The organism is Pseudomonas graminis (assembly GCF_001705435.1).
Lineage (GTDB): Bacteria > Pseudomonadota > Gammaproteobacteria > Pseudomonadales > Pseudomonadaceae > Aquipseudomonas > Aquipseudomonas graminis_B.
This window is the reverse complement of record NZ_MDEN01000053.1, coordinates 58138-81358: the sequence shown is the minus strand read 5'-3', so window position 1 is coordinate 81358 and position 23221 is coordinate 58138. Positions and strand designations below refer to the sequence as shown.

At 59.8% G+C, this 23221-nt stretch carries 16 protein-coding genes and 1 pseudogene; 8 read left to right on the top strand and 9 right to left on the bottom strand.

What is annotated here, in order from left to right; genetic code table 11:
- Nucleotides 1–65: 65 nt before the first annotated feature.
- Complete coding sequence (locus tag BBI10_RS04305; RefSeq protein WP_065987097.1) at nucleotides 66–995, top strand: polyprenyl synthetase family protein; 930 nt, start codon at nucleotides 66–68, stop codon at nucleotides 993–995.
- Here the strand turns inward: BBI10_RS04305 and BBI10_RS04300 are convergent.
- The 4 genes from BBI10_RS04300 to BBI10_RS04285 all read right to left on the bottom strand — a co-directional run bounded on the left by BBI10_RS04300 (nucleotide 985) and on the right by BBI10_RS04285 (nucleotide 6465).
- Complete coding sequence (locus tag BBI10_RS04300; protein WP_065987095.1) at nucleotides 985–1461, bottom strand: hypothetical protein; 477 nt, start codon at nucleotides 1459–1461, stop codon at nucleotides 985–987. The genes BBI10_RS04305 and BBI10_RS04300 overlap by 11 nt on opposite strands.
- A 342-nt stretch (nucleotides 1462–1803) precedes the next feature.
- Nucleotides 1804–2235, bottom strand: coding sequence for a RidA family protein (locus BBI10_RS04295; RefSeq protein WP_065987093.1), 432 nt, complete (start codon nucleotides 2233–2235; stop codon nucleotides 1804–1806).
- Nucleotides 2236–2331: 96 nt separating this feature from the next.
- Nucleotides 2332–3516: a DUF2252 domain-containing protein gene (locus BBI10_RS04290; RefSeq protein ID WP_065987092.1), complete on the bottom strand. Its 1185-nt coding sequence runs from the start codon at nucleotides 3514–3516 to the stop codon at nucleotides 2332–2334.
- Between the two features lie 117 nt (nucleotides 3517–3633).
- The gene (locus tag BBI10_RS04285) at nucleotides 3634–6465 is read right to left on the bottom strand and encodes a sensor domain-containing phosphodiesterase (RefSeq protein WP_244160309.1); all 2832 of its coding nucleotides are present in this window, start codon (nucleotides 6463–6465) and stop codon (nucleotides 3634–3636) included.
- Between the two features lie 377 nt (nucleotides 6466–6842).
- On the opposite strand from BBI10_RS04285, the gene BBI10_RS04280 reads away from it, so the two are divergent.
- From BBI10_RS04280 to BBI10_RS04265, 4 genes are all read left to right on the top strand, one after another.
- Nucleotides 6843–7907, top strand: a complete 1065-nt coding sequence (locus tag BBI10_RS04280) for an NAD(P)-dependent alcohol dehydrogenase (RefSeq protein WP_065987090.1) — start codon at nucleotides 6843–6845, stop codon at nucleotides 7905–7907.
- A 390-nt stretch (nucleotides 7908–8297) separates the two neighbouring features.
- A complete protein-coding gene (locus BBI10_RS04275; protein WP_083233019.1) occupies nucleotides 8298–8969 on the top strand; it encodes a (2Fe-2S)-binding protein in 672 nt (223 codons plus the stop codon).
- Nucleotides 8969–9952 (top strand): FAD binding domain-containing protein, encoded by a 984-nt coding sequence (locus tag BBI10_RS04270; protein ID WP_065987088.1) that lies wholly within the window; start codon nucleotides 8969–8971, stop codon nucleotides 9950–9952. The genes BBI10_RS04275 and BBI10_RS04270 overlap by 1 nt, the downstream gene beginning before the upstream one ends.
- A gap of 14 nt (nucleotides 9953–9966) precedes the next feature.
- A complete protein-coding gene (locus tag BBI10_RS04265; protein WP_065987086.1) occupies nucleotides 9967–12198 on the top strand; it encodes a xanthine dehydrogenase family protein molybdopterin-binding subunit in 2232 nt (743 codons plus the stop codon).
- A gap of 253 nt (nucleotides 12199–12451) precedes the next feature.
- Here BBI10_RS04265 and xylB read toward each other — a convergent pair whose 3' ends face one another.
- The 5 genes and pseudogenes from xylB to BBI10_RS04240 all read right to left on the bottom strand — a co-directional run.
- Complete coding sequence (xylB, locus tag BBI10_RS04260) at nucleotides 12452–13936, bottom strand: xylulokinase (protein ID WP_065987084.1); 1485 nt, start codon at nucleotides 13934–13936, stop codon at nucleotides 12452–12454.
- A 102-nt stretch (nucleotides 13937–14038) separates the two neighbouring features.
- Nucleotides 14039–15037 (bottom strand): LacI family DNA-binding transcriptional regulator, encoded by a 999-nt coding sequence (locus tag BBI10_RS04255; protein WP_065987080.1) that lies wholly within the window; start codon nucleotides 15035–15037, stop codon nucleotides 14039–14041.
- A gap of 26 nt (nucleotides 15038–15063) precedes the next feature.
- Complete coding sequence (locus BBI10_RS04250; RefSeq protein ID WP_065987079.1) at nucleotides 15064–16005, bottom strand: ABC transporter substrate-binding protein; 942 nt, start codon at nucleotides 16003–16005, stop codon at nucleotides 15064–15066.
- Nucleotides 16006–16069: 64 nt separating this feature from the next.
- Nucleotides 16070–17062, bottom strand: coding sequence for an ABC transporter permease subunit (locus BBI10_RS04245; RefSeq protein ID WP_065987077.1), 993 nt, complete (start codon nucleotides 17060–17062; stop codon nucleotides 16070–16072).
- 16 nt (nucleotides 17063–17078) lie between these two features.
- Nucleotides 17079–18062: pseudogene (locus BBI10_RS04240) on the bottom strand (ATP-binding cassette domain-containing protein); the annotation flags it as partial.
- Nucleotides 18063–18143: 81 nt separating this feature from the next.
- Here BBI10_RS04240 and BBI10_RS04235 point away from each other — a divergent pair.
- From BBI10_RS04235 to BBI10_RS04225, 3 genes are read left to right on the top strand one after another with little or no spacing between them, the layout of a single operon-like run.
- Nucleotides 18144–20405 carry a hypothetical protein gene (locus tag BBI10_RS04235; RefSeq protein WP_065987075.1) on the top strand — a complete coding sequence of 754 codons (2262 nt, stop codon included), beginning with the start codon at nucleotides 18144–18146 and terminating at the stop codon, nucleotides 20403–20405.
- Nucleotides 20395–22575 (top strand): hypothetical protein, encoded by a 2181-nt coding sequence (locus BBI10_RS04230; RefSeq protein WP_083233018.1) that lies wholly within the window; start codon nucleotides 20395–20397, stop codon nucleotides 22573–22575. The genes BBI10_RS04235 and BBI10_RS04230 overlap by 11 nt, the downstream gene beginning before the upstream one ends.
- Complete coding sequence (locus BBI10_RS04225; protein WP_065987073.1) at nucleotides 22565–23191, top strand: hypothetical protein; 627 nt, start codon at nucleotides 22565–22567, stop codon at nucleotides 23189–23191. The genes BBI10_RS04230 and BBI10_RS04225 overlap by 11 nt, the downstream gene beginning before the upstream one ends.
- Nucleotides 23192–23221 lie beyond the last annotated feature (30 nt).

The following is a 23221-nucleotide window of genomic DNA, read 5'->3' as shown; positions in this document are numbered from 1 at the left end:
CCGGTCTCGCACGCCGAACCGCTCCGCGACGAACAGTTTTACCGCTAAAGCATAGGGAAAGACCGATGGCAGGTAACGTCGACACAACAATCAAATCGGGCTTTGCCGGGCGACTGGGAGACGTCCGGGCGGCAATCGAAACGCGCCTCTCCGAGCTGCTGCCCGAATCCGGCAACGAGCGCGATCTGGTGGCCCTGGCCATGCGTGAATCGACGTTGGCGCCGGGCAAGCGGATGCGCCCGGTGCTGTTGGTGCTGGCGGCCGAAGGGCTGGTCGAGGCCAGCCATGAGAACAGTCGCACGATCAGGCGACAGGCCGTGGACCTGGGCTGCGCCGTCGAGATGATTCACGCCGCATCCCTGGTGCTCGACGACATGCCGTGCATGGACAACGCGTCGCTGCGACGCGGCCAGCCCACGGTTCACCTGAAGTTCGGTGAAGACGTGGCCATTCTGACCGCCATTGCCCTGCTCAGCCGCGCCTTCGGCGTCGTCGCCAGCATCAGCGATCTGGCCGCCACCACCCGCACTGAACTGGTCGAGGTGCTGGCCAATACGGTAGGCATGCAAGGGCTGGTGCGCGGGCAGTTTCAGGATTTGCGCGACGGCCAGCGCAGCCGTGACGCGGACGAGATCGCCCTGACCAACAACCTGAAAACCGGCGTGTTGTTCGGCGCGATCATGGACATGGTCTGGCTCATCAGCGGCGCGCGGGACGATCAGCGGCCGCTGTTGCAGAACTTCGCCATGGAGCTGGGCCAGGCGTTCCAGATGTACGACGATTTGCGCGACCGCTGCGCCGACAGCGACAAGGATCAAGGCAAGGACGACGGCAAATCGACCTTCGTTTCGCTGTACGGCGAGGACAAGGTCAAGCGGCAACTGGCGCTGCACTTGTCCAGCGCCGAGCAGGCGCTGCGCGAGGTCTACGGCGATGCGTCGACCATCGCCGGCTACCTGCGGCTGATCTTCGAGAAGGCCGGGCTCAACGGCTAGCCGACTGCGAACCCAGCTTGGCAATGGCTTGCTTGAGCTGTTCGCCGTCCGAGAACCGTTCCTGACGGACGACCGCGCCGTTTTTCAGGGTCAGCCACTGCACGGTGTCGCGGTCGCCGTCGTAGGCCGAGGCGACCCGGGCTTCGCGGTCCAGCAGGATGCGGTACTTGGCCGAACGCATGGCAGGCACAGCCACCATCTTTACCAGGGACGGCATCTTCTCGATGTCCGCTACGTACACAACGTGACGCTGCTCCAGGTAACCCTCGGGATTGTCTTCCAGTGCGGCGTTGACCATCTTCGCCGCCGCCATGCTGCGGGCGATCAACAGCACCTGGGCCTGATCGTCCAGGGTATAGGCCTTATCGAACTGGTCGAGCAGCGTCCATTTGGCGATCGGCTGGGGCGCGTCCTGGGCGAATGCATTGAGACTGAGAAACAGAGCGAGGGCCGCAAATTGCCGCATGGTTTAAATCCCTTCAGCAGGAAAGATTGAATAAAGATAAGCGTCGAGAACAGGGCTGGTCGACCCGCGCCTGTCCGCCATTCTGGAGCCAATGATGGCTCAACAAATGACGCGTGCGCCAATTTACCAGCAAGCGGTCCGCCCGGTTCGCCTGTTATGGGTTTTGCAGGTGATTTCCCGGCTGAAGCCGGTCCCACTAATCGACCGCGTACTCCCTGGGGTACAGGCAAACCTCGACTGTAGGACCGGCTTCAGCCGGGAAGGCGTCGGCAGTCACACTGCAGAATTTATGGTGTTCACACTGGCCTCTTCCCGGCTGAAGCCGGTCCCACTAAAAACCAGTCAGTCTCTGGGCCTAAGCGCCGCCACTGCTTCGATCTCGATCAGCATGCCGTCCAGCGCCAGGCGTGGGACGGGGATGAGTGTGCACACCGGCTTCATGTTGTCCGCCCATGCGAGATCCGCCTGCTCGACCCACAAGCGCAACCGGTCTTCGGAGTGATCAACCATCAGGAGCGTCAGTTTGAAGATATGCCGAAGGTCGGCCCCACGCGATTGCAGGGCGATGCGGACGTTAGCTATGGCGTGGGCCGCCTGATCGGCAAAATCCGGGGACAGCTGGCCTTGAGCGTCCTCCCCGCCCTGGCCGGCGACGAACAGCCACTCGGCGCCAGGGCCAACTACGGCAAGGTGGGAATAGGCGTTGGGGGCGGGATCGTACAAGCCTTCCGGGTTGTACAAGGTGAACGGAGCAGCAGCGGAGGTTGGCGTCATGGCAGTGATCCTGAACATAAGGGCCCCCAGTCTCGAACCTCCACCTAAGTAGAGGTCAAGTGGGCCTCACCGTCCGAATCGAATCCTGAGCCGGTATCAATTCTCCAGCGCATACCGCCGGCAATGCTCGAGATAGCCCTGCTCATGGCTCCCCACCAGATGCACGACGTTGCTCCATAGCCACGACGGCGCATCCAGGGTGTGCGAACGGTTGAGTTGCAGTTCTCGCATCCACGACGAGCGCGTGGAGAGGTCCATCTGCCGGGCGTGGGCCAGTCCGACGACGCGGGCCAGATAACCGGCGGCTTTCATGGCTTCGCGTTCGCTCAGCTGATCGAGTTCAAGCTTCATGTCCTGGGGCAGCAGCTCGCGGACGAAGAAGCCATGATCCAGCATGCGCGTCGCGATCATCCGGTTGCCGAGCCCCGGCGAAAGATGCCGGGCCCCTTCCACCACGCGCTTGCCGTTGTCCCGGGGCATGCCCGCGCGCGGGGTGCGCGGCGCGGCGGCAGCGACGGCTTCCTTGACGTCGAGCAGGCAATATTCCTGATCCTCATCGTCGCCCACGCTCAGCAGGACCGCATAACGCAGCAGGCCCAGGGAGCTGCAACCCTTGACCCAGTAGGCACAATCGAGCATCTCGACGCGGTCATCCTTGGATCGGCCTTTCAACGAGGTGACCAGAGCATGAATCTCCGGCGTCGAGCACAGGTCTTTCAGGCCATGACGCTCATCCCGGGACAACGACCAGAAATGCTTGCCCAGCGGAATGGTCGGCCGGGTGTCTTCGATGCGCTCTTGAGCCAGGTGCTTCCAGGTCCTCTGAACCGCGCTGCGCATTCCCGCCTTCACCTGCGCCGGACGTGCGGGCTCCTCGTCGGCGCCGTCTTCGAACGCCAGCTCATAACCCTGCATCATCTCTTCGAGCATTCTGGCGGTGGCGACGCCGGGCAGATCGGACCCCCGGGCAGCGGTGGCCAGAGACAACGCCAGACGCACCAGATCGTGGGCCGGGTTGCCGATCACGGTCTGATCCAGGTCGCGGATGTGGATGTCGATGCGCCCTTTCGAATCGCCGGTCGGGCCGAGGTTACCCGCGTGGCAGTCGCCGCAGATCCACACCGGCGGGCCACTGGGCAAGCGTCGGCCAGACTGGCTGTGCAGCCATTCGTAAAACTGCACCGTGCTGCCGCGCACATACGCGTGGGCAGAACGGGCCATCTTCAGATTACGTAATTCGTTGAGCGGCTTGAGACGTGCGGAGGGTCGAGGCGTTTTCATGAACAATTCTTTGCAGGGAGATGTAGCGTTGACTCGCCCCGGAGAGAAATGTTGCGGAATGTTTCACGATATCGCGACGGCCGACCTGAGTCATCTCCCCAGACCGGCCGCCCTGTGTTACAGCAACGCGCTCAAATCCAGCTTGTCCTGGGGCACCGGCATCGAGAAGTAGTAACCCTGCGCCTGACCCGCGCCCATTTCCCGCAGCAGATCCAGGGTCGCGGCGTCTTCCACTCCCTCCGCCACCACCGTCAGCCCGAGGGATTCGGCCATCCGCACAATGGCGCGAACGATGGCCCGGCTGCGGGAGCTGGTGGTCAGTTCCAGGGTGAACGACTTGTCGATCTTGAGCCCGCTGAAGTGGTACTGATGCACGTAACTGAGGGAGGAGAACCCGGCGCCGAAGTCATCAAGGACCACCGACACGCCGTTGTCCGCCAGGTGTTTCATGGCCTGGCGTGCCAGCTCAGGCTCGGCCACCAGCGCGCCTTCGGTGAGTTCCAGGCAGATGCGCGATGCCGCCACGCCATGCTGGTTGAGCAAACCCAGCACTTCGCTGGAAAATTCCGGCCGGGTGATGCTGTAGCTCGAGCAGTTGACGTGCACCGTCGGCCAGTGCGTATGGTCGGGATGGGCAAGGATCGCCACCACTTGCTGCAGCATGTACAGGTCCAGCCGGCCGATCAGGCGCAGGCCTTCCAGCGCCGGCAGAAACTGACCCGGTGCGACGATCCGGCCATCGGCCTGACGCCAGCGAATAAGGGCTTCGAGGGCCAGAATCCGGCCGCTGGCGACATCGATGATTGGCTGGAAGTACGGCACCAGTTCGTCGGTGCGTTTGAGGGCATTGCGCAGCGCGGTCTCCTGCTCCATCTGGTCGGACACCTCGCGGCGCACTTCCTGGTTGAACACGGCGTAGCTGTCGCGCCCGGCATTCTTGACCCGGTACATGGCCGTGTCGGCGTCACGGAGCAAATCCGCCGGCTCGCTGTGAAACTGCAGGTCAGCGCCGACCACGCCGATGCTGCACGACGAAAACACCGCATGGCCGTCGATGTAGAACGGCACGTCGAACGCCAGCAGAATGCGCTCGGCAATCGCCACGGTGATGTCCGGCGGCGCGGCGTAGGCCAGTACGGCGAATTCATCACCGCCCAGCCGGGCGAGCAAATCACTGTCGCGCATGCACTGGCGCAGCCGGTCAGCTGCCTGGATCAGCAGCAAGTCACCTGAATGATGGCCGAGGCTGTCGTTGACCATTTTGAAGCGGTCGAGGTCGATGAACATCACCGCCAGTTCCTCGCCCTTCTCACAAAATTTCTCCCACGCGTCCCTCAGGCGCTGCTGCAAATGGCTGCGGTTGGGCAGGCCGGTCAGCGCGTCGTGGGCGTTTTCGTGTTGCAGCTTGGCGTTGGCGTAGTCCAGCTCCCGGGTGCGGTCCTGAACCCGCGCTTCCAGACGCAGATTGGCGGTATGAATGGCCTCGGCAGCGCTGCGTCGGGACAAGGCCGTGTCGATGTGGCGTGACACGAAGGTCAGCAGCTCCTGATCGCGCAACGAGTAGCTGACATGGGAGGTGTAGCTCTGCACCGCCAGCACGCCACGCACCACGTCGCCGTCGAACAACGGAATGCCCAGCCACGAGCTCGACCGGTTGACCTCGTTCTGCAGGGTGATCTCGCCGATGCTTTCCAGCCAGCGCGCCTCGGCACCGTCGATCAGGCACGGCCGGCGCTGGCGGATGACGTATTCGGTAAAGCCCCGCTCGCCACGGCGCGGGTCAGGGCGGCGGGTCAGGCGTTCGTCCACGTAGTAGGGAAACGTCACCTCGCCGGTGGCGTCGTCGAACAGCGCGATATAGAAATTAAGGGCAAACAGCAGTTCGCCAACGATGCCGTGCAGGCTTTTGAACAGGTCGGTCATGTCGCCGGGTTGGCTGGACAGCTCTGTGATCTGGAACAGCGCGCTCTGCAAGTGCTCGGCGCGTTCGCGGTCGGCCACTTCGTTGCGCAGGGCGTCGTTGAGGCGCGACAGCTCGAGGGTCCGGCGGGCCACGGTTTCTTCCAGCTGCGCGCGGTGCAGGATGCGGTCCAAGGCCATCGCGACGTGGCGCGCCACCACCAGAAACAGCTCCTGATCCTCGACGCTGTAGACCCGGGCCACATCGTAGACCTGCATCGCCAGCATGCCGAACACGTCGTCGGAAGCGTTTTTCAGCGGCGCGCCCATCCAGAATTCGGGGCGATGGCCCACGCAGTGAAACCGATCCAGCACGCGTGCCCGCTCGATGGCGGCGGCGTCAACGAACAGCGCCTGCTCGGTGGTCAGCACATAACCGGTCATGGACAGCCGCTCGAGATCGAGAAACTCGTAGGTTTCCGCTTCGAGGGCGTCGAGGTCAGTGATGTCAATGTAATAAGGGTAGGTGATCTTGCCGCTGTGGCTTTCGTAGAGCGCGAGGTAAAAGTTTTCTGCGTCGATCAGGGTCGAGAGCTGCTGGTGCACGCCCTGCAAAAACGCCGAGCGGTCACGGGTGGAGCTGGCCAGGTAAGTGATTTCATAGAGCACCCGCTGGGTGGCCTGGGCCCGGGCCAGCGCATCGGTTTGCAGGCGCAGGCCGAGGCGGCCGGCCAGCTCGGCGAAGTACGGATCGTCGGAGTGCGCCTCCGGCATCAACAGCCAGCCCAGGGCGGACTCGCCATGGCCGGTCACCCAACGCTGCAGATGGTGCTGGCGGCAGTAGCCGTCGAATTCCTCCCGGGGGATCAACGTTGGCCAGTCCGTGGCGGAACAGCCCTGCCCCAGCAGGTGCATTTGCTGGCCGGCACGATAAGCGGCCCAGGTCAAGGTGGGTGCAGTCTGCCGGGCGGCGCGCAGCAAGGCGTCCAACGAACTTTCCCCGGACAACCCGACCGCGGTCAGGGCGTCGTTATCGACGGGCGCAGGCATACAATCGTCGGCAATGGACGTGTACCCGCAGGGGGTCGAAAGTGGGAAATTCATAGGCGCTCCATTGCCAGCGTCGGACTGCGCTATCTTCATGGGGTGTGACAGAAGGTTGCAAGCGGCATATTCGGATTTGCAGTCTATTCGCGACGAAAAAACCGGTTTCCACGACATTTATTGCAATTACCCGCCGCACGGCACGGTAGCGCCCTGCAAATTGAAAGATTTGACCCGGCACCCTGTTAACTCAGTGCGCTTCATACAGCTCGCCAAACAGCCCGGCGGCGACGGTTTCATGTTTCGGCATTGACCTTTGAGCGCCCTCGCCTGTCACTGAATACTGTCACCCGTCTTTTTGCCTCACTGGAGATGATCACCCAATGATAAAGACTTACAGCTACGCCGCGCAAAAACCCACTGACAAACTGGCCCCGCTGCAGATCGAGCGCCGCGAGCCGGGGGCCGACGATGTGCAGATCGACATCCTGTTCTGTGGCGTCTGCCACTCGGACCTGCACACCGCACGCAACGAATGGAACAACACCCTGTATCCGTCGGTGCCGGGCCACGAGATTGTCGGCAAGGTCACGGCCGTCGGCGCCAACGTCACCCACTTCAAGGTCGGCGACCTCGCCGGCGTCGGCTGCATGGTCGACAGCTGCCAGCACTGCGCGTCCTGCGCGGAAGGCGAAGAGCAATACTGCGAGAACGGCTTCACCGGCACTTACAACGGCCCGGTGTTTGGCGGCGAGAACACCTTTGGCGGTTACTCCGACAAGATCGTGGTGAAAGAGAAGTTCGTCCTGAAGATTTCCCACAGCGACAATCTGGCCGCCGTCGCCCCGCTGCTCTGCGCCGGGATCACCACTTACTCGCCGCTGCACCACTGGAAAGTCGGCCCGGGCAAGAAGGTCGGCGTCGTCGGGCTGGGCGGTCTCGGTCACATGGCGGTGAAGATCGCCCATGCCATGGGCGCTCACGTGGTGCTGTTCACCACGTCGCCGAACAAGCGCGAAGACGGCCTGCGCCTGGGCGCCGATGAAGTCATCGTGTCGAAAAACGCCGATGAAATGGCGACCCAGGCCAATCAGCTCGACTTCATCCTCAACACCGTGGCGGCGCCACACAACCTTGATCCGTTCCTGAACCTGCTCAAGCGTGACGGCACCATGACCCTGGTGGGCGCGCCGGATCAGCCGCACCCGTCGCCAGGCGTGTTCAACCTGATCTTCAAACGCCGCAGCATTGCTGGCTCGCTCATCGGCGGGATTCAGGAAACCCAGGACATGCTGGATTTCTGTGCGAAGCACGGCATCGTCTCCGACATCGAGATGATCCACATGAAGGACATCAACGAAGCCTACGAACGCATGATCAAGGGTGACGTGAAGTACCGCTTTGTCATCGACATGGCGACATTGAAAGAAGAAGCGTCGGCCGCCTGACGCTGAACGTCCCCGGGCCGGATTCCGCGGCCCGGGCACTTGTAACATCCTGTGATTTTTCCACTCGAGAAATATCCGCAACCATCCCCCGGTGCCTCGGTCACAACCCTTGAGCCATGGCCAGCACTGCCTGCTTTAACTGAGTCCGACAAGGCGCCAGCCCTCGTTGCTGACACAAATGCCACGGATTAGAAAGCACAGCTCACAAGTGCATGCACGGATTCAACGAAATGCCATGCCTGCGCATTGGTTATCGTTAACGCCTGCCGTCACTTTGAAAACTGCCGTTGCCCCAGCCCTACTGCATGCCGCTCCACCTGCCGTCCCTGCCCGCGCGTCCGCCCACCGTCGGCCGCCAGGTCTGACCCAACGCTGACGAGGAACCCTTTCATGACCGATCAGCCTGATCGCCCCAATAAAGAAGAACTGGCTTGTGACCTCAAGGCCTTCACTGTCCCTTCTCGCCGCAATTTCCTGAAATCCATCGGCGTGTCCAGCCTTGCTGCCGCGACGGCGCCGATCTGGACCCAGGCGCTGGAAGCCCAGGCCGCCGTCGCCGATGACCTCGACCCTCCGGCAGCCGACGAGCGGCGCATGACCCTGAAGGTCAACGGCCAGGCCCACACCCTGAACCTGCCGGCCAACGCCGCGCTGCTGGATGTGCTGCGCGATCGCCTGCAACTCACCGGCACCAAGAAGGGCTGCGACCACGGCCAGTGCGGCGCCTGCACGGTTCACGTGAATGGCGTGGCGATCAATTCGTGCCTGTCCCTCGCAGCCATGCACGAAGGCGACGACATCACCACCATCGAAGGCCTGGCGCAAAACGGCAAGCTGCACCCGGTGCAGGAAGCTTTCTGGGAACACGATGCCTACCAGTGCGGCTATTGCACTTCCGGGCAGATCATGAGCGCCGCGGCGTTGTTGAAAGACAAGAACATCGGCATCGACGACCACAGCGTGCGCGAAGCCATGAGCGGCAACATTTGCCGCTGCGGCGCGTACAAGAACATCCTCGCGGCGATCCAGTCGGCGCGCATCAAAGTCCAGGAGGTGAGCTGATGAGAGCCTTTGACTACGTACGCGCCAGCAGCGTCGAACAGGCTGTGACGACCCACGCAAAAAGCCCGACGACCTTCTTCCTCGCCGGTGGCACGACGCTCCTTGACCTGGTCAAGCTCGACATCATGCCGGCCGATCAGGTGATCGACGTCAACCACCTGTCCCTCAAGCAGATCGAGGTGCAGAAGGACGGCAGCGTGCGCATCGGTGCGCTGGTCAGCAATACCGAACTGGCCCATCACCCGCACATCGTCGAGCACTACGCCGTGCTGTCCCAGGCGCTGCTCTCCGGCGCCACGACTCAGTTGCGCAACAAGGCAACCACGGCTGGCAACGTGATGCAGCGGGTACGCTGCAACTATTTCCGCGACGGCTATTCGCCCTGCAACAAGCGCGAACCGGGTTCGGGCTGCGCCGCCATCGACGGCCATAATCGCAGCGTGCACGCGGTGCTCGGCACCAGCGACCAGTGCATCGCCAGCCACCCTTCGGACATGTGCGTGGCGATGGTCGCCATTGGTGCGACGGTCGAGGTGCAGGGTCCGAAAGGCAAGCGCAGCGTTGAGTTCGCTGACTTCCACCTGCTGCCCGGCTCGACGCCGTGGAAAGAACACGCGCTGCTGGACGATGAGTTGATCACCCACGTGGTCCTGGGCGCGCCGCTGGCCGGTAATAAGTCCGCTTACCTGAAACTGCGCGATCGCGCCTCCTACCAGTTCGCCCTGGCGTCCAGCGCGGTGATTGTCGTCATGGACGGCCAGACCGTGCGCGAAGCGCGGGTGGCACTGGGCGGCGTCGGCACCAAACCATGGCGTTCGATCGAAGCCGAGCAGGCGTTGAAGGGCCAGACCCTGACGCCGCAGACCCTCGAGAAAGTCGCCGCCATCGCCCTCAAGGGCGCCAAAGCCTATCGCCATAACGCCTACAAGATCGCGTTGGGGCAACAGGCCATCGTGCGCAATCTCGGCACCTTGAACGCCTGACCGGAGGATTCACCATGACTGATGCAATGATTGGCTCGGCACCCCGCCGCATCGATGGCCAGCGTAAGGTCACCGGCAGCGCGATGTACGCGTCCGACCATCACCTGAACAATATGGCTTACGGCTACGGTGTATTCAGCACCGTCGCCAGCGGCAAGATCACCGGCCTGGAACTGGACGCGGCGCGTAAATCGCCGGGCGTGCTGGAGATTCTGCATCACGGCAACTTCCCGCCGCTCTATCACAACTCGACGCTGCCGATGTCCTTCGCGCAGATCCTCAAGGCAGCCAAGTCCGACGAAAGCCGCCTGCCGTTCGAGGACGACACCGTGCACTACGCCGGGCAGTTCGTCGCCCTGGTGGTGGCCGATACCTTCGAGCATGCGCGGGCCGCGGCCTACAAGATCAAAGTCAGCTACAGCAAGACCGACGCGGTCGCCAACCTCGAACAAGGCTTGAAAGCCGGCGCCTTGCAGGACGGCAGCCCGAACCACACCCGGGGTGACGCCGCCGCTGCGTTCGACAGTGCCGCTCACAGCATCGACGCCACCTACTCGACCCCCGTCGAAACCCACAACCCGATGGAAATGCACGCCACGGTCGCCAGTTGGGAAGACGGGCGCCTGATCGTCTACGAAGCCACCCAGGGCGTGGTCGCCCACCGCAATTCCCTGGCGAAGATCTTCGGCCTGATCCCGGAGAAGGTCGAGGTGCGTGCGCCGTTCATTGGCTCGGGTTTCGGCAGCAAGCTGTGGATCTGGCCGCACTCGGTCGCCGCCTGCGCCGCCGCCAAGGTGCTCAAGCGCCCCGTGCAGCTGGTCGTGCCGCGCCAGCAAATGTTCACCACCACCGGCCATCGCCCGGAGACCCGTCAGCACATGCGCCTGGCAACCGACGACAAGGGCAAGCTGCTGTCGGTGCGCCACGAATCCATCAACACCACGTCCTTTACCGACCCGTACAAGGAAAACTGCGGCACCTCGACCAAGAGCCTCTACAGCTGCGCGAACGTGCTGGTCACCCACAAGATCATCGAGGTCAATCGCGGCACGCCGACGTCCATGCGTGCGCCGGGTGCAGCGCCGGGGCTGTTCGCCCTGGAATCGGCCATGGATGAAATGGCCGAAAAAGTCGGCATGGATCCGCTGGAGTTCCGCAAGCTCAACGTCTCCGAGCGCGACGAAAGCCAGAACCTGCCGTGGTCGAGCAATCACCTGCAGGAGTGCATCGACAAGGCCGCCGAGCGCTTCGGCTGGAGCAAACGCAACCCGGCGCCGGGTTCGATGAAGGACGGCACCGAGATCATCGGGTATGGCATGGCCGCCTGTAACTGGGACGCCTATCGCACGCCGGCAGAGGCGCAGGTTGCGCTGCGCGCCGACGGCACGGCCTGGGCCATTTGCGGGGTGCAGGACATCGGCACCGGCACATACACCATCGTGGCTCAAGTGGTCAGCAGCATCACCGGCATCCCGCTGGACAAGATCGAGGTCGAGCTGGGTAACTCGTCGTTCCCGCCGGCGCCGGTGTCGGGCGGATCATGGGCGACCGCCAGCGTGCTGCCGGCCATTGCCGAGGCCACGCGCCAGGCCGTTGACCAGTTGAAGGCGTTCGCGACTGCGCCCAAGGGCGTGTTTGCCGGGGTCAAGGCTGATCAGGTGAGTTTCGAGCAGGGTCAGTTGAAAAGCGGCGACAAGACCTTTGCCATCGCCGACGTGCTCAAGGCGCAGAAGCAGTCCAGCGCTTTCGGTGAAGCCAAAACCGGCATGAACGACACCAGCAAGCATTCGTTTCGCTCGTTCGGCGTGCATTTCGTTGAAGTACGCTGGGACCCGGGCATCTCGCGGCTGCGCGTGTCGCGGGTGGTGAGTGCGATTGACGTGGGCAAGGTGATCAACCAGAAAACCGCGCTCAATCAGGTCGAGGGCGCCATCGTCATGGGCGTCGGCATGGCACTGTTTGAAGCGACGGACTTCGACGAGCGCAACGGCATGCCGGTGAATAATAACTACGCCGAATACGTGGTGCCGGTGCACGCCGACCAGCCAGAGATCGATGTGATCCTGCTGGATTACCCGGACTTCGAGCTCAACGAGTTCGGCGCTCGCGGTATTGGTGAAATCGGCATCACCGGCCTGGCTGCGGCGGTGGCGAATGCGGTTTCACACGCCACCGGCAAACGCATTAGGGATTTGCCGATTACGCTGGACAAGCTGATGGAGTTGCCGCCGACGATGAAGGTCTGAGCCGGAAACTCCAGCGCCCTAACCGTCCTCTTCCCAGCTGTAGGACCGGCTTTAGCCGGGAAGCCTTTTGATCGTTCCCACGCTCCGCGTGGGAATGCAGGACTGGACGCTCCGCGTCCCAAAGCTGACGCGGAGCGTCATGGTATGAATTCCCACGCGGAGCGTGGGAACGATCATTACTCACTGCATGCAGTCAGTGGGACCGGCTATAGCCGGGAAGCTTTTGATTTGATGATCATCGATCATCATGTTGTCACCCACGCAATCCCTGCGCAGCACCGAGCAAGCCTTTGAATTTCGCATAGCGGGCCTTCAACGCCCCCTGCACCGCCGGCATCGGCTGATACCGCGCCTTCACCGCCATCCCCCGCTTCAGCCACTCGGCCCCCTCCCCGATCGACAGAAATCCCAGCTTCGCCGCGCCAATGCAGGCGCTGAGTTCGCTGCCGTGCAACGTGTACACCTCGCGATCAAGGATGTTGGCGAGTAACTGCGCCCAGTATTCGCTGCGTGCACCGCCGCCCACCAGGGCGCAGGCGTTGACCGTCGCGCCGGCGGACAGCGTGGCGTTCATCGCGTCCAGCAGCCCGAAACCGACGCCCTCCAGTACCGCATAACCCAGCATCGCTGGCGTGCAGTCATAAGCCAGGTTCATGAATCCACCGCGCAACAGCGGGTCGTTGTGCGGCGTGCGCTCGCCCGCGAGGTAGGGCAGAAACAGTGGACTGGAAACCGCCACCGGCTGATCGACCGGCAACTCAGCGTGAACCTGATCGAGCAACGCCTGCTCACCGGGCTGACCCAGCAACCGAGTGACCCAGCGCAGGCAACTCGCCCCGGCCAGCATCGCGCCCATGGTGTACCAGCGCTGCGGCAGCGCGTGGCAGAAGCTGTGCACGGCGCTGCCCGGATTGCCCGCCGGATGATCGGTGATGGCGACGATGGCCGCGCTGGTGCCAAGGGTGACGAACGCATCACCGGCGTTGATCGCGCCGATGCCCACTGCGGAAACCGGGTTGTCGCCACCGCCTGCGGCTACAGGCAGACCCAGCGGCAAGCCCAACGCATGCGCTGCCTCGGCACTCAGCCCGGCCGACGGTTGATCGGCCTCCAGCAACCGGGGCATGTGCTCGATCGTCAGCCCGGTGGCGTGAAGCATCGGCGCGTACCACTCGCGCTTGGCCACATCCAGCCACAACGTGCCAGCGGCGTCGGACATGTCACTCACCTGCTCGCCGGTCAGCAGCAAACGCAGGTAATCCTTCGGCGACAGCACGCTGGCGATGCGCGCGAACACCTGGGGTTCGTGTTGCTGCATCCACAACAGCTTCGGCGCGGTGAGCCCGGCCATGGCCAGGCTGCCGGTGACGCCGGCGTACTCCGGAAAATCGTTGTTCAGCTGCGATGCCTGAAGCACAGCGCGGGAGTCGTCCCAAAGAATCGCCGGGTACAGCACCTGCTCCGCCGCACCCAACAGAACGGCACCGTGCATCTGCCCCGACAAGCCGATGCAGCCGACCCGCGCCCATGCCTGGGGATCGCTTGCCCGCAACTGCCCGAGCGCTGACAGGCAGGCCTGCCACCAATCGGCGGGGTTCTGCTCCGACCAGCCCGACTGCCGGCGGCTGACTTCCACCCGCGCACCGGCCTGGGCCAGCACCACGCCTTCGCCGTCCAGCAGCACGGCCTTGAGCTCGGACGTGCCGAGGTCGATGCCCAGGGAAACAAGGTGATTCATGAAAATTCGGTTCCTGAAAGTTCGGTGCTTGAGCGTTCGGTGCTTGAGCATTCGGTGCTTGAGAGTTCAGTGCCTGAAAATCCGGTGACTGGCAGCGGACGCTCAAGGGCACCCGCACGAGTTGCGAATCCGTAAGGTCGGCGCCAGTCGCTCCGACACTCGTTTGCCCTCGGGCTTATCGATGCGCTGCAACAGCAACTGCACCGCCCGCGCGCCCAGGGCCTGCACCGGCTGAGCAATCACGCTCAAGCGCGGCAGGAAAAAATCCGCCCAGTCGAAATCATCAAAACCCACCAGCGCCATTTGCTCGGGCACGTCGATGTGGGCGTCACGCAAGGCGTGCATCGCGCCAATGGTCATCAGGTTATTCGCCGCCAGAATCGCCGTGGGCGGCGGGTTCAGGCGCAACAACTGAGCAGTGGCGACCCGTGCGGATTCGCTGTTCGACTCGCCGTCGATCAGCAACTGCGGATCCCACGGTACGTCAGCGTCCAACAGCGCCTGCCGGTAGCCCTCGATCCGCTCCTCCGTCGTGCTCAGGCCGCGATGCCCGGCAATCATGCCGATGCGCCGGTGACCGTGGCCGATCAGATGAGCGACCAACTCGCGGGTGGCCTGGCGATTCTCGACGCCGACCTGATCGAAACCCTCGACCGCCATCCGGTCCACCAGCACGCTGGGAATGGCGTTGCTGCGCAGGTAGGCCAACGCAGCCTGCTGCGGGTCGCTGGACGGCGCGAGCAGAATCCCGTCGACGCGACGATGGTGCAGCGCCTGAACCACGCGCAGTTCCTGGGCGGGATCGTCGTGGGTGTCGACGAACAACATCATGATGCCGTGGCGCGCGCATTCGGTTTCGATGGCGTGCACGGTCTCGCTGAAATAGTGGTTCGACAGCGCCGAGATCGCCACGCCGATGGTGTTGGTGCGCGAACGGGCCAGCGAGCGCGCCAGGGTGTTGGGGACGTAGCCCAACTCCTGAACCGCCCGCTGCACCGCTTCCACCGTCTTGGCGCTGACCTTGCGCGTGCCGTTGAGCACGTGTGAAACGGTCGACGTCGACACCCGCGCCCGCTTCGCCACGTCTTCCATTTTGATCACGGCAACGACTCCTTCAGGCCTGCGTCTCAGTGCTTGCTGGACCAGCCGCTGTAGGAACCGACGTTGTCGCGGGTGATCAGTTTCGGCGTGAGTTGGGTGACCGCTTCAGCCGGCTTTTTGTCGTTGAGCAGATCGTTACCAATGACCACTGCTTGCTGCGCCATGGCCCAAGGGTCCTGGCTGGCAGAGGCCTGAATCGAGGTGTCGGCCTTGAGGGCCTGCTCGATGTCTGGCGCGCCGTCCACCGATGTGATGACGATGCCGCTGCGTTTCAGTTGCTTGGCGGCCAGGTCACTGCCGATCGCCTGGGGGTCGTTGATCGCGAACAGGCCGTCGATTTTCGGGAAGCGCGTCAGGTAACCCTGCATCGCGTTCAGGCCACCTTCGCGGGAGCCTTTGGCGTCCTGATCGTCGGAGAGAATCTTGATGTCCGGCGCGGCGGCGAAGGCCGATTTGCAACCGGTGACGCGATCGGTGACGGCGGTCACCTGCGGGCCGTTCTGGATGATCACGTTACCCTTGCCCGACAGCTTGTCGACGATGAACTGGCAGGCCAGCTTGCCCGCTTCGACGTTGTCGGTCTGCACGGTGGCATCGACGCCGGCAGCGCTGACGTCGACGGCCACGACCTTGATGCCGGCGGCCTGTGCCTTTTTGACGGCCGAAGCAATGGCCTTCGGGTCCACCGCGTTGATCAGGATCAGGTCGACGCCCGAGGCAATAAAGTTGTCGATCTGCGAGAACTGCTTGCTCAGGTCGTAATCGGCGGAGACGGAGGTCACTTTGACAGCGGGGTTGAGCTCCATGGCCTTGGCCTTGGCGCCGTCGGCCAGGGTGACGAAATACGGGTTGCCCAGGGAACCGAGGGTGATGCCGACGGATTTCAGCTCGCGGGCTTCAACGCCCTGGGACAGCAACGCGGCCAGGCACAGGGACACGACAGCGGGGAATTTGCGTTTGACGTTCATGGGTTCTCTCTTGTGATTATTGTCGGAGTCTTCGTTGAAACGCGTGCAGCCATACAAGGTTGGATCAGGTCCGCGCACCGGATTGGCGATAGCGGTCCAGGGCCACCGCCCCGATGATGACGATGCCTTTGATGATGTATTGCCAGATATCGGAAACGCCCAGCAGCACCAGACCGTTGGTCAACACGGCGATGATCAGCGCGCCAATCAGGGTGCCGCCGATGGTGCCGACGCCGCCGGTGAAACTGGTGCCGCCGAGGATCACCGCCGCGATGGCGTCGAGCTCGTAGGACTGGCCCAGCTGCAGGCCGTTGGCAGCGAACAGGCGGGAAGCGCTCATCACCGCGCCGAGCCCGGCCAGCGCGCCGGAGACCGCGTAGACGAACAGCAACACCTTCCACACCTTGATCCCGGACAGGCGCGCCGCTTCGGGATTGCCGCCCACCGAGTAGATCTGCACGCCCATCACCGTGCGGCGCAGGATGAACCACGACGCCGCGATGACTGCGACGGCGATGATCACCAGCCACGGCACGCCGAGCACCGAGTCGTTGCCGATGAAGGCGAACGGCAGGTCGGGGTTGAACACGGTTTTGTCGTCGGCCAGCAGACGCGCCAGGCCGCGCATGGCGGTGAGTGCGCCGAGGGTGACGATGAACGGCGGCAGGCGCATGAACGCGATCAGTCCACCGTTGACCAGCCCCAGCAGCAGGCCGAAGCCGACACCGGCGGCGATGCCGAGCATGCCGAACTGCGGTGACATCGACGCTTGCAGGGCGACCACTGCAGAGGCCGCGAGAATCGCCCCCACGGACAGGTCGATGCCGGCGGTCAGAATGACGAAGGTCATGCCCGCCGCCAACACCACGTTGACCGAGGCCTGCTGGGTGATGATCGACAGGTTCTGCCAGCTCATGAAGGTGTCGGTCATCAGCGAAAAGCCGATCAGCAACAGGATCAGCACCGGCAGCATGCCGACGGTGCGCATCAGTTCGCGGACCCGTTCACGCTTGCTGATGGCGGCAACGGTGGGCGAGTTTTCCAGGGGCAGACTCATGGCCTGGGTTCCTTTTTTATTGTTGTTGAATGGGGTGGTCGAAAGTATCGCGGGCGCCGTGGGCCGCGGCGGCTGCGGCGTTCTCGCTCCCCGTCGCCAGATCGATGATCCGCTCCTGGGAGATCTCTTGCCCCGACGCCCCGCCGACTTCGGCCACCAGCTCGCCTTCGCGCATGATCAGCACACGGTCGCAGGTGCCGATGATTTCCGGCAGCTCGCTGGAGATCACCACAATGCCGACGCCGGCCTTGGCCAGTTCGTTGATGATGCGGTAGATCTCGGACTTCGAGCCGATGTCCACGCCGCGGGTGGGCTCATCGAGAATCAGCACGTGGGGCTTGACCTCCAGCAGCCGCGCCAGCAGCACTTTCTGCTGATTGCCGCCGGACAGCGCGCCGACATTGACCTTGCCCGACGCCACGCGGATCGAGAGCGAACGGATCGCCTCGATTGCCCGCTGTGCGCCACGGCCGCGATCCAGCACGCCACCGGCATGGGCGTCGGGCACGCAGGCGCAGACGTTGATGTTGTCGCGCACGCTCATGTCCAGAAACAGGCCCTGGGCCTTGCGATCTTCGGTCAGGTAAACCACCCCCGCACGGATGGCGTCGGTGGGGTTGCGCAGATCGGTGATCGCCTTGCCGGCCACTTCAAGGCTGCCGGAGGTGCGCGAATCGGCAGCGAAAATCAGTCGCGCCAGTTCCGTGCGCCCTGCCCCGACCAGCCCGGCGATGCCCAGCACTTCGCCCGCATGGAGATCGAAGCTGCACGGTTTGACGCGCTTGCCGTCGGCCATGTCGCGCACGCGCATCACCACCGCGCCGGGGTCGTAGGCGGCATGTTCTTTTTTGTAGAAACCGGACAGGTCGCGGCCGACCATCATCTTCACCAATGCCTCGGCCGACAGGCCGTCCCGTTCCAGCATGCCGACGTACTCACCGTCGCGCAGCACTGAGACCCGGTCGGACAGCTCGTAGATTTCGGCCATGCGATATCTAACTTTACTGCATGCATTTTCTTGTCACAGCCGCAAAAGCCTTCTAGGCTCAGGGCCAGGAACGTCAATTACAGGGTCAGGGCCATGACAATCGTCAACTCACTCGCGCGCATCCAGCCCTACCCTTACCTCTCGATTTCTCCGACAGTGATCACAGCTTTTGAGGCCGCTTGGCTTGCGGTTAACGACTATCCCACCGGGGCGATCAAGCTGTTCGAATGCTATTGCTCCATCACAGATACCAGAATCACCTCGTTTGAAAACGATTCGGCAGCATTGAACGCAGCGACGCGGGGCTTCCTGGGCGCGCTGTCCGATGAAGACTTTTCCGATCTGAACCCCAAACTCCGGGCCCGGTATGCCAGAAGCTTCGTGCAAATGATCAACTGCATAGCCGAGCACCATCCCGATGTTCAGGCTATCGTCTGGGCGGTCACGCTCCGAGACGACTACTCAGCCGATTGGTTCACCAAGAAATCCAAGGTGAACTTGGACAAAGTGACGTATTGGGAGGGATGGACGGTCACCAGCCGGAAGAAGGCATCTGTCAATTTGAAATTGAGTGGGCTGTGGAACACACACGGCGAGGCTTTCGCAACAAGATTCTATTACGCAGCCAGACTTTATTGCGCAAAGCATGCGCGCCCGTCAACCTGGCATATAAACGCGATCGCGGAATACATATCGTCAAATGCTGACAAGTACCCCGCGGAAGCTTTTCAGAGGCCTGACGGGGTTACGTTCTTCGCTAGAATGTTCATGAAGGACTTCTATATCAGACGCATAACAGAAAACGCTGATATGGATGATATTAGAAGTCAATGGGCAGATACCGCGGTACTAATGACCCGAATTTTCATCGATAGCAAAATTTGGGCAAAACCAGACGGCGCTATTCCTCGTCAGGAAGCAAAGCGTAAACATCTAGACAAAATTAAAATAAAAATGAGCGATCATGGCGTAACTGTGAAATACAAACTCATGACAGAAGTGCCGCTCCACATAACTGACAGCCAAGCAATCGAAATTTTATTTAATAAGATAAGCCAGGATATAAAAACCGTTAAGGACTGGGCGATCGCTCAGAGCGATGAACTATGGCAGTTCAGGCAACAGCGGTTAGCCAACGCGAAGTTCGGCACACCCATAACTGGCGGCTGCGGCCGCAAAAAAACCAACGACTTGAATTTTTCTGACATTTGCGCAACATTTGAAAAAAATGGTTTTAGGAGAGGGGATAGCTATCTTAGCTCACACTTTGGAAACCAGCGCAAGGAGACAGTGAGAAGACTAGGCCTGCCACTGGCAGGATCACTCTTGCCGTTCCAATTCCTGTTGGTGATAGAACATCAGGAAATAACAGAGTCTTTTCTGAAAAGGTTTCGGCTATACGACGACAACGGCAGACGTAGTGGTTTCGTAAAAACCAACACAGGCTACCAACTCGTTGGCTATAAACGTCGAAGAGGAAATTACCATAGCGAGCAAAAAATTGAACTTTCAGATTATACCGCTACGCTAATAGAAAGGATTATCGCTCTCACGGAACCACTTAGGATCTACCTCAAATCTAACGGAGATGAAACATGGCGGGAGTTATTCTTGACATGCTCACTTGGATTTGGAGAGCCAGCGAGCGCGCAATTTCCATCGTGGGATACTAACGATTTCACTCGCGATATTTTCAGAACTACATTAACTGGTCAATTCAATCCACATACTAGCCTCCGTGGCAAGGCGCTGGAAGACTTTCTCAAGAACGTTTCTCTAACGACATGCAGGGCCTCATGCGCCGTTTCCGTCTATATTGAAACCCAAAGTGTTGAACAAATGCGAAAAGCGCTGGGCCACTTAAGCTATGACAACTTCCTGCTGGGGCATTATCTTCCAGCATGCATATTACTGTTTTTTCAAACTCGGTGGATCCGCATCTTTCAGAAAGGAATGTTGTATCTGGCAATGCAAAACTCACCCTATCTCCTACAGGTCATGAGATTCAATACAATCGAAGAGCTTCATGTTTTTTTATCAAATCACGCCCTTAAAGACATTCCCGCGTCCCTGTCAGACCCAGACATGGAAGACAGCGCCCTTGAGAACAATGGAGAAGTGCACTTCTGTCTAAGCCCTGGAATCCTCGCTACCCTATTGTCCCTTGCGGACGCCGTCGCAAAAAGTGAGGCCCGAAAGACTATCAACGGACTAGCTCGGTATTGGGCGAAAGTGACTGAGCTACTGGTTAAAAATATTAATGTAGGCACTGACCCTTTGATGAAAAGCCATCTGCGCAAAGGTTATGAAAACATCAATAGCGCAGGCATGGAGGCATTGATATATGAAGCGTAAAAGCGGCGTCGCACCGACAGACAGCGGCGCAGAAACTCCGAGCCAAAAACAGGTCGTGGCGTCAAAGATCGCCTCCGCTTTGAAGCAGATCGCACCCTACATATCATCTGATACAAACAGATATAGAACAGCCCATTGGCTATTGAGCGATTTCGATTCACCGATTTGGAAATATCAATTCTGCTCAAAGAAACCTCAGTATCTAAACTGGGCCGTAAGCCTAGATGATGGTTCATTACTAACTGATGCGAAGAACCGTGTGCTTCATGAATCATTCAAAACCTGGCTAATTCTAAGCACCCGAAACGCCGAAAATTTTCACAGCGAGTCGACTACACTCGAAAACCAAAGCAACTGTTTTAGGTCAGCATGCAATCTAATCGACGAGCTCTTAATCAATTCTGCGAATTATAACCTGATGGAATCTGGGCTAGCCGGCATTACAAGCGGCGAGTTTAAAGAACTGCTTAATCGATTAGCAGCTGACAGCTGGGTCTCAGAGTCACTCTATTGCTGGAGTGCTAACCTAGCCGTGTTTTGTTCGAACCAAGTGAAGAGGTACAGCGCGGTTGAGCTGCACGAAGCAGTGGAAAAGCATCCATACCTTCTAGACAACCTTGCTCCCGATGATGAAGATCCTAGGAAGTTGCTGTTGGAACCGAACGAGGTACTTAATGTTCGGGCAGCGCTTGTGCTAGGGGGATATTATACCAGAAGTAGAGCCGGTGGGTGGGCGCCCGACACCGTCAAGATATCTCAAGAAATCTACAGAAATACATTAACCGGTCACTTGTTTTTTAAACCTACCCCACAGATCCTTAAAGTCACTCCAGGTGTGGACGCATTCCTGCGAGAGCACCCCAGTGTCCCGGTAAAATCTCGGCTGCCCAAACGCATGGACATGGGTCAATGGAACCGGTTTCGCCATCTGATTTGCCTGCTAGGACGATTACGAAGCGTAGGGCTGCCCAGTCCGCAAGATGAATACCTGGATGAGCTCCTAAAGTTTTCACCTCCGGCCTCCAAAAAGGGACGGTTCAAAACCGTCCCTTCAGGTATTGTTTTTAAACAGATGGAACAAGCCATCGTTTTCCACCTTGAATACGGCAAAGCACTCGTTGATAGCTACTCAAGTGTCGCCATTTACTGTCTAAGGCATAAGAGGACGACCCAGAGCCTCAGTAAATCCGAAATTATTCAGCTCATCGATAAAAAAATTGCCAAACTGGGCGTAAAAAAGATTTCTTTGAATGCTAACTCAAATAATCGTGAGAAAGACGTTCAATTGCGAAATGTGAAAGGGCTGAAAAAAGATTACTACACCGCGCTTCGCAACAACGAAGGCCTGATAGATTTGTTATGTGTCTATTTTGGCGCCGTGGAGATTGTCGTAGGTGTACTGTCAGGCAGACGCTCTGGCGAGTTGAGAGACTTGCCCGTAGAGGGTTGTTTGGATATCACCAAAGAGTGGTTGATTTTCAAAGGTGAGAAAGGTTCCTATTCTGAGTTTGGTGGGCGTAGTTTAGAAGCTCGACCAATGGAGGGAATAGGAGCGGATATGATTGACCAACTTTGCCGTCTCAAGATGATTCTGTTCGAAACAGGTGTCATTAGCTCTCCAGGCTGGTTATTCGCAAGTCCCAATACACGAGGAGACCTCGGGGATACGGACGTCGACAGCGTGACCTACGATAGAAATCTGGATCTATTTTGTGACTACTTCGAGACACCTCTCGACAAAAAAGGACGGCGATACTACCCCCGACAGCATCAATACAGACGTTTCTTTGCCTTGCTGTTTTTTTTCTCGGCTAGCTTTGGTGGATTGGAAACTCTGCAGTGGATGCTTGGACATAAATCAATGCAACATGTTTGGAACTATATTTCTAACGCTAACTCAGGTGAGATTCTGCGCAGCGCTAAAGCACAGTTTGTAGCGGAGTTCATGCACAACGAGAATCATGCGGACTTTGCTGAACTTGCCGAGCTGGTTAAACATCAGTTTGGAACCACAGATGTCACGCTGGCTGACGTCGAGGAGCTAGAAAGCTACATTGACTCACTACTCAAGTCTGGCCAGGTCGACATCGATCCAGTGTTCCTGAATACGCCGACAGGGGAGCGCATGCGGTTAATCGTTCATATCAAGGACAAATCAAATGAAAGATGAAGTTGATACATTTCCAACAGGTTCCGAGCCGTTGGAATCAAAACTTAATGCAGCGGTGATATGCCTCAAGTTGCTCACCGCAATTTCTCAGCATCCCAGCCTCTTCAAGGAAGACGACACTCTGGCAAGCGCGCTCCGAAGCCAAGGCGCATTTGCATCTCTGGTGATGAGTTTTAAACATGACAATATTATGTATCAAAAGAATAAAGTTAGCCTTAACCACCTCAAGAAGCAATGCGACACCTGCCTTGACCGAGGCTTTAGAGAACTCGATCTAATGCGATCGCGGGCACTCGACGTCATTACTAATTTTAAGACCAAGGGTTCCAAACCTCGAAAAAGAACAAAGTCTGGCCTCTCTACCCTAGTCAGCGAACTCGAGACCTTGCTCATCATTCAGCGCAAAGCCAATCACGTTCTTTTAGCAGGGTTGAATGTAGCGATACGCGAGCTGGGGGTGCTATCCCGTGAGAATAGCCCTGAACCTCGCATAAGGCTCGCTGCTGCGGCCATAGATGAGCTAAGAGAAATTGTGAAACTTAGTTCATTTAGATCCCCACCGGTAGTTGTTGAAAGTAACGTCACAGCAATAAGAGAGCAGGCACAGATTGAATAGTTAACTGTTTTTGACCATCCAAACTCAGAC

Bases quoted from the DNA above. Each gene is read 5' to 3' on its own strand.
- BBI10_RS04250 (WP_065987079.1), bottom strand. From the start codon at position 16,005: ATGAACGTCAAACGCAAATTCCCCGCTGTCGTGTCCCTGTGCCTGGCC.
- BBI10_RS04235 (WP_065987075.1), top strand. From the start codon at position 18,144: ATGACAATCGTCAACTCACTCGCGCGCATCCAGCCCTACCCTTACCTC.
- BBI10_RS04285 (WP_244160309.1), bottom strand. From the start codon at position 6,465: ATGCCTGCGCCCGTCGATAACGACGCCCTGACCGCGGTCGGGTTGTCC.
- BBI10_RS04245 (WP_065987077.1), bottom strand. From the start codon at position 17,062: ATGAGTCTGCCCCTGGAAAACTCGCCCACCGTTGCCGCCATCAGCAAG.
- BBI10_RS04230 (WP_083233018.1), top strand. From the start codon at position 20,395: ATGAAGCGTAAAAGCGGCGTCGCACCGACAGACAGCGGCGCAGAAACT.
- BBI10_RS04305 (WP_065987097.1), top strand. From the start codon at position 66: ATGGCAGGTAACGTCGACACAACAATCAAATCGGGCTTTGCCGGGCGA.
- BBI10_RS04280 (WP_065987090.1), top strand. From the start codon at position 6,843: ATGATAAAGACTTACAGCTACGCCGCGCAAAAACCCACTGACAAACTG.
- BBI10_RS04290 (WP_065987092.1), bottom strand. From the start codon at position 3,516: ATGAAAACGCCTCGACCCTCCGCACGTCTCAAGCCGCTCAACGAATTA.
- BBI10_RS04265 (WP_065987086.1), top strand. From the start codon at position 9,967: ATGACTGATGCAATGATTGGCTCGGCACCCCGCCGCATCGATGGCCAG.
- BBI10_RS04270 (WP_065987088.1), top strand. From the start codon at position 8,969: ATGAGAGCCTTTGACTACGTACGCGCCAGCAGCGTCGAACAGGCTGTG.
- BBI10_RS04295 (WP_065987093.1), bottom strand. From the start codon at position 2,235: ATGACGCCAACCTCCGCTGCTGCTCCGTTCACCTTGTACAACCCGGAA.
- BBI10_RS04225 (WP_065987073.1), top strand. From the start codon at position 22,565: ATGAAAGATGAAGTTGATACATTTCCAACAGGTTCCGAGCCGTTGGAA.
- BBI10_RS04275 (WP_083233019.1), top strand. From the start codon at position 8,298: ATGACCGATCAGCCTGATCGCCCCAATAAAGAAGAACTGGCTTGTGAC.
- xylB (WP_065987084.1), bottom strand. From the start codon at position 13,936: ATGAATCACCTTGTTTCCCTGGGCATCGACCTCGGCACGTCCGAGCTC.
- BBI10_RS04300 (WP_065987095.1), bottom strand. From the start codon at position 1,461: ATGCGGCAATTTGCGGCCCTCGCTCTGTTTCTCAGTCTCAATGCATTC.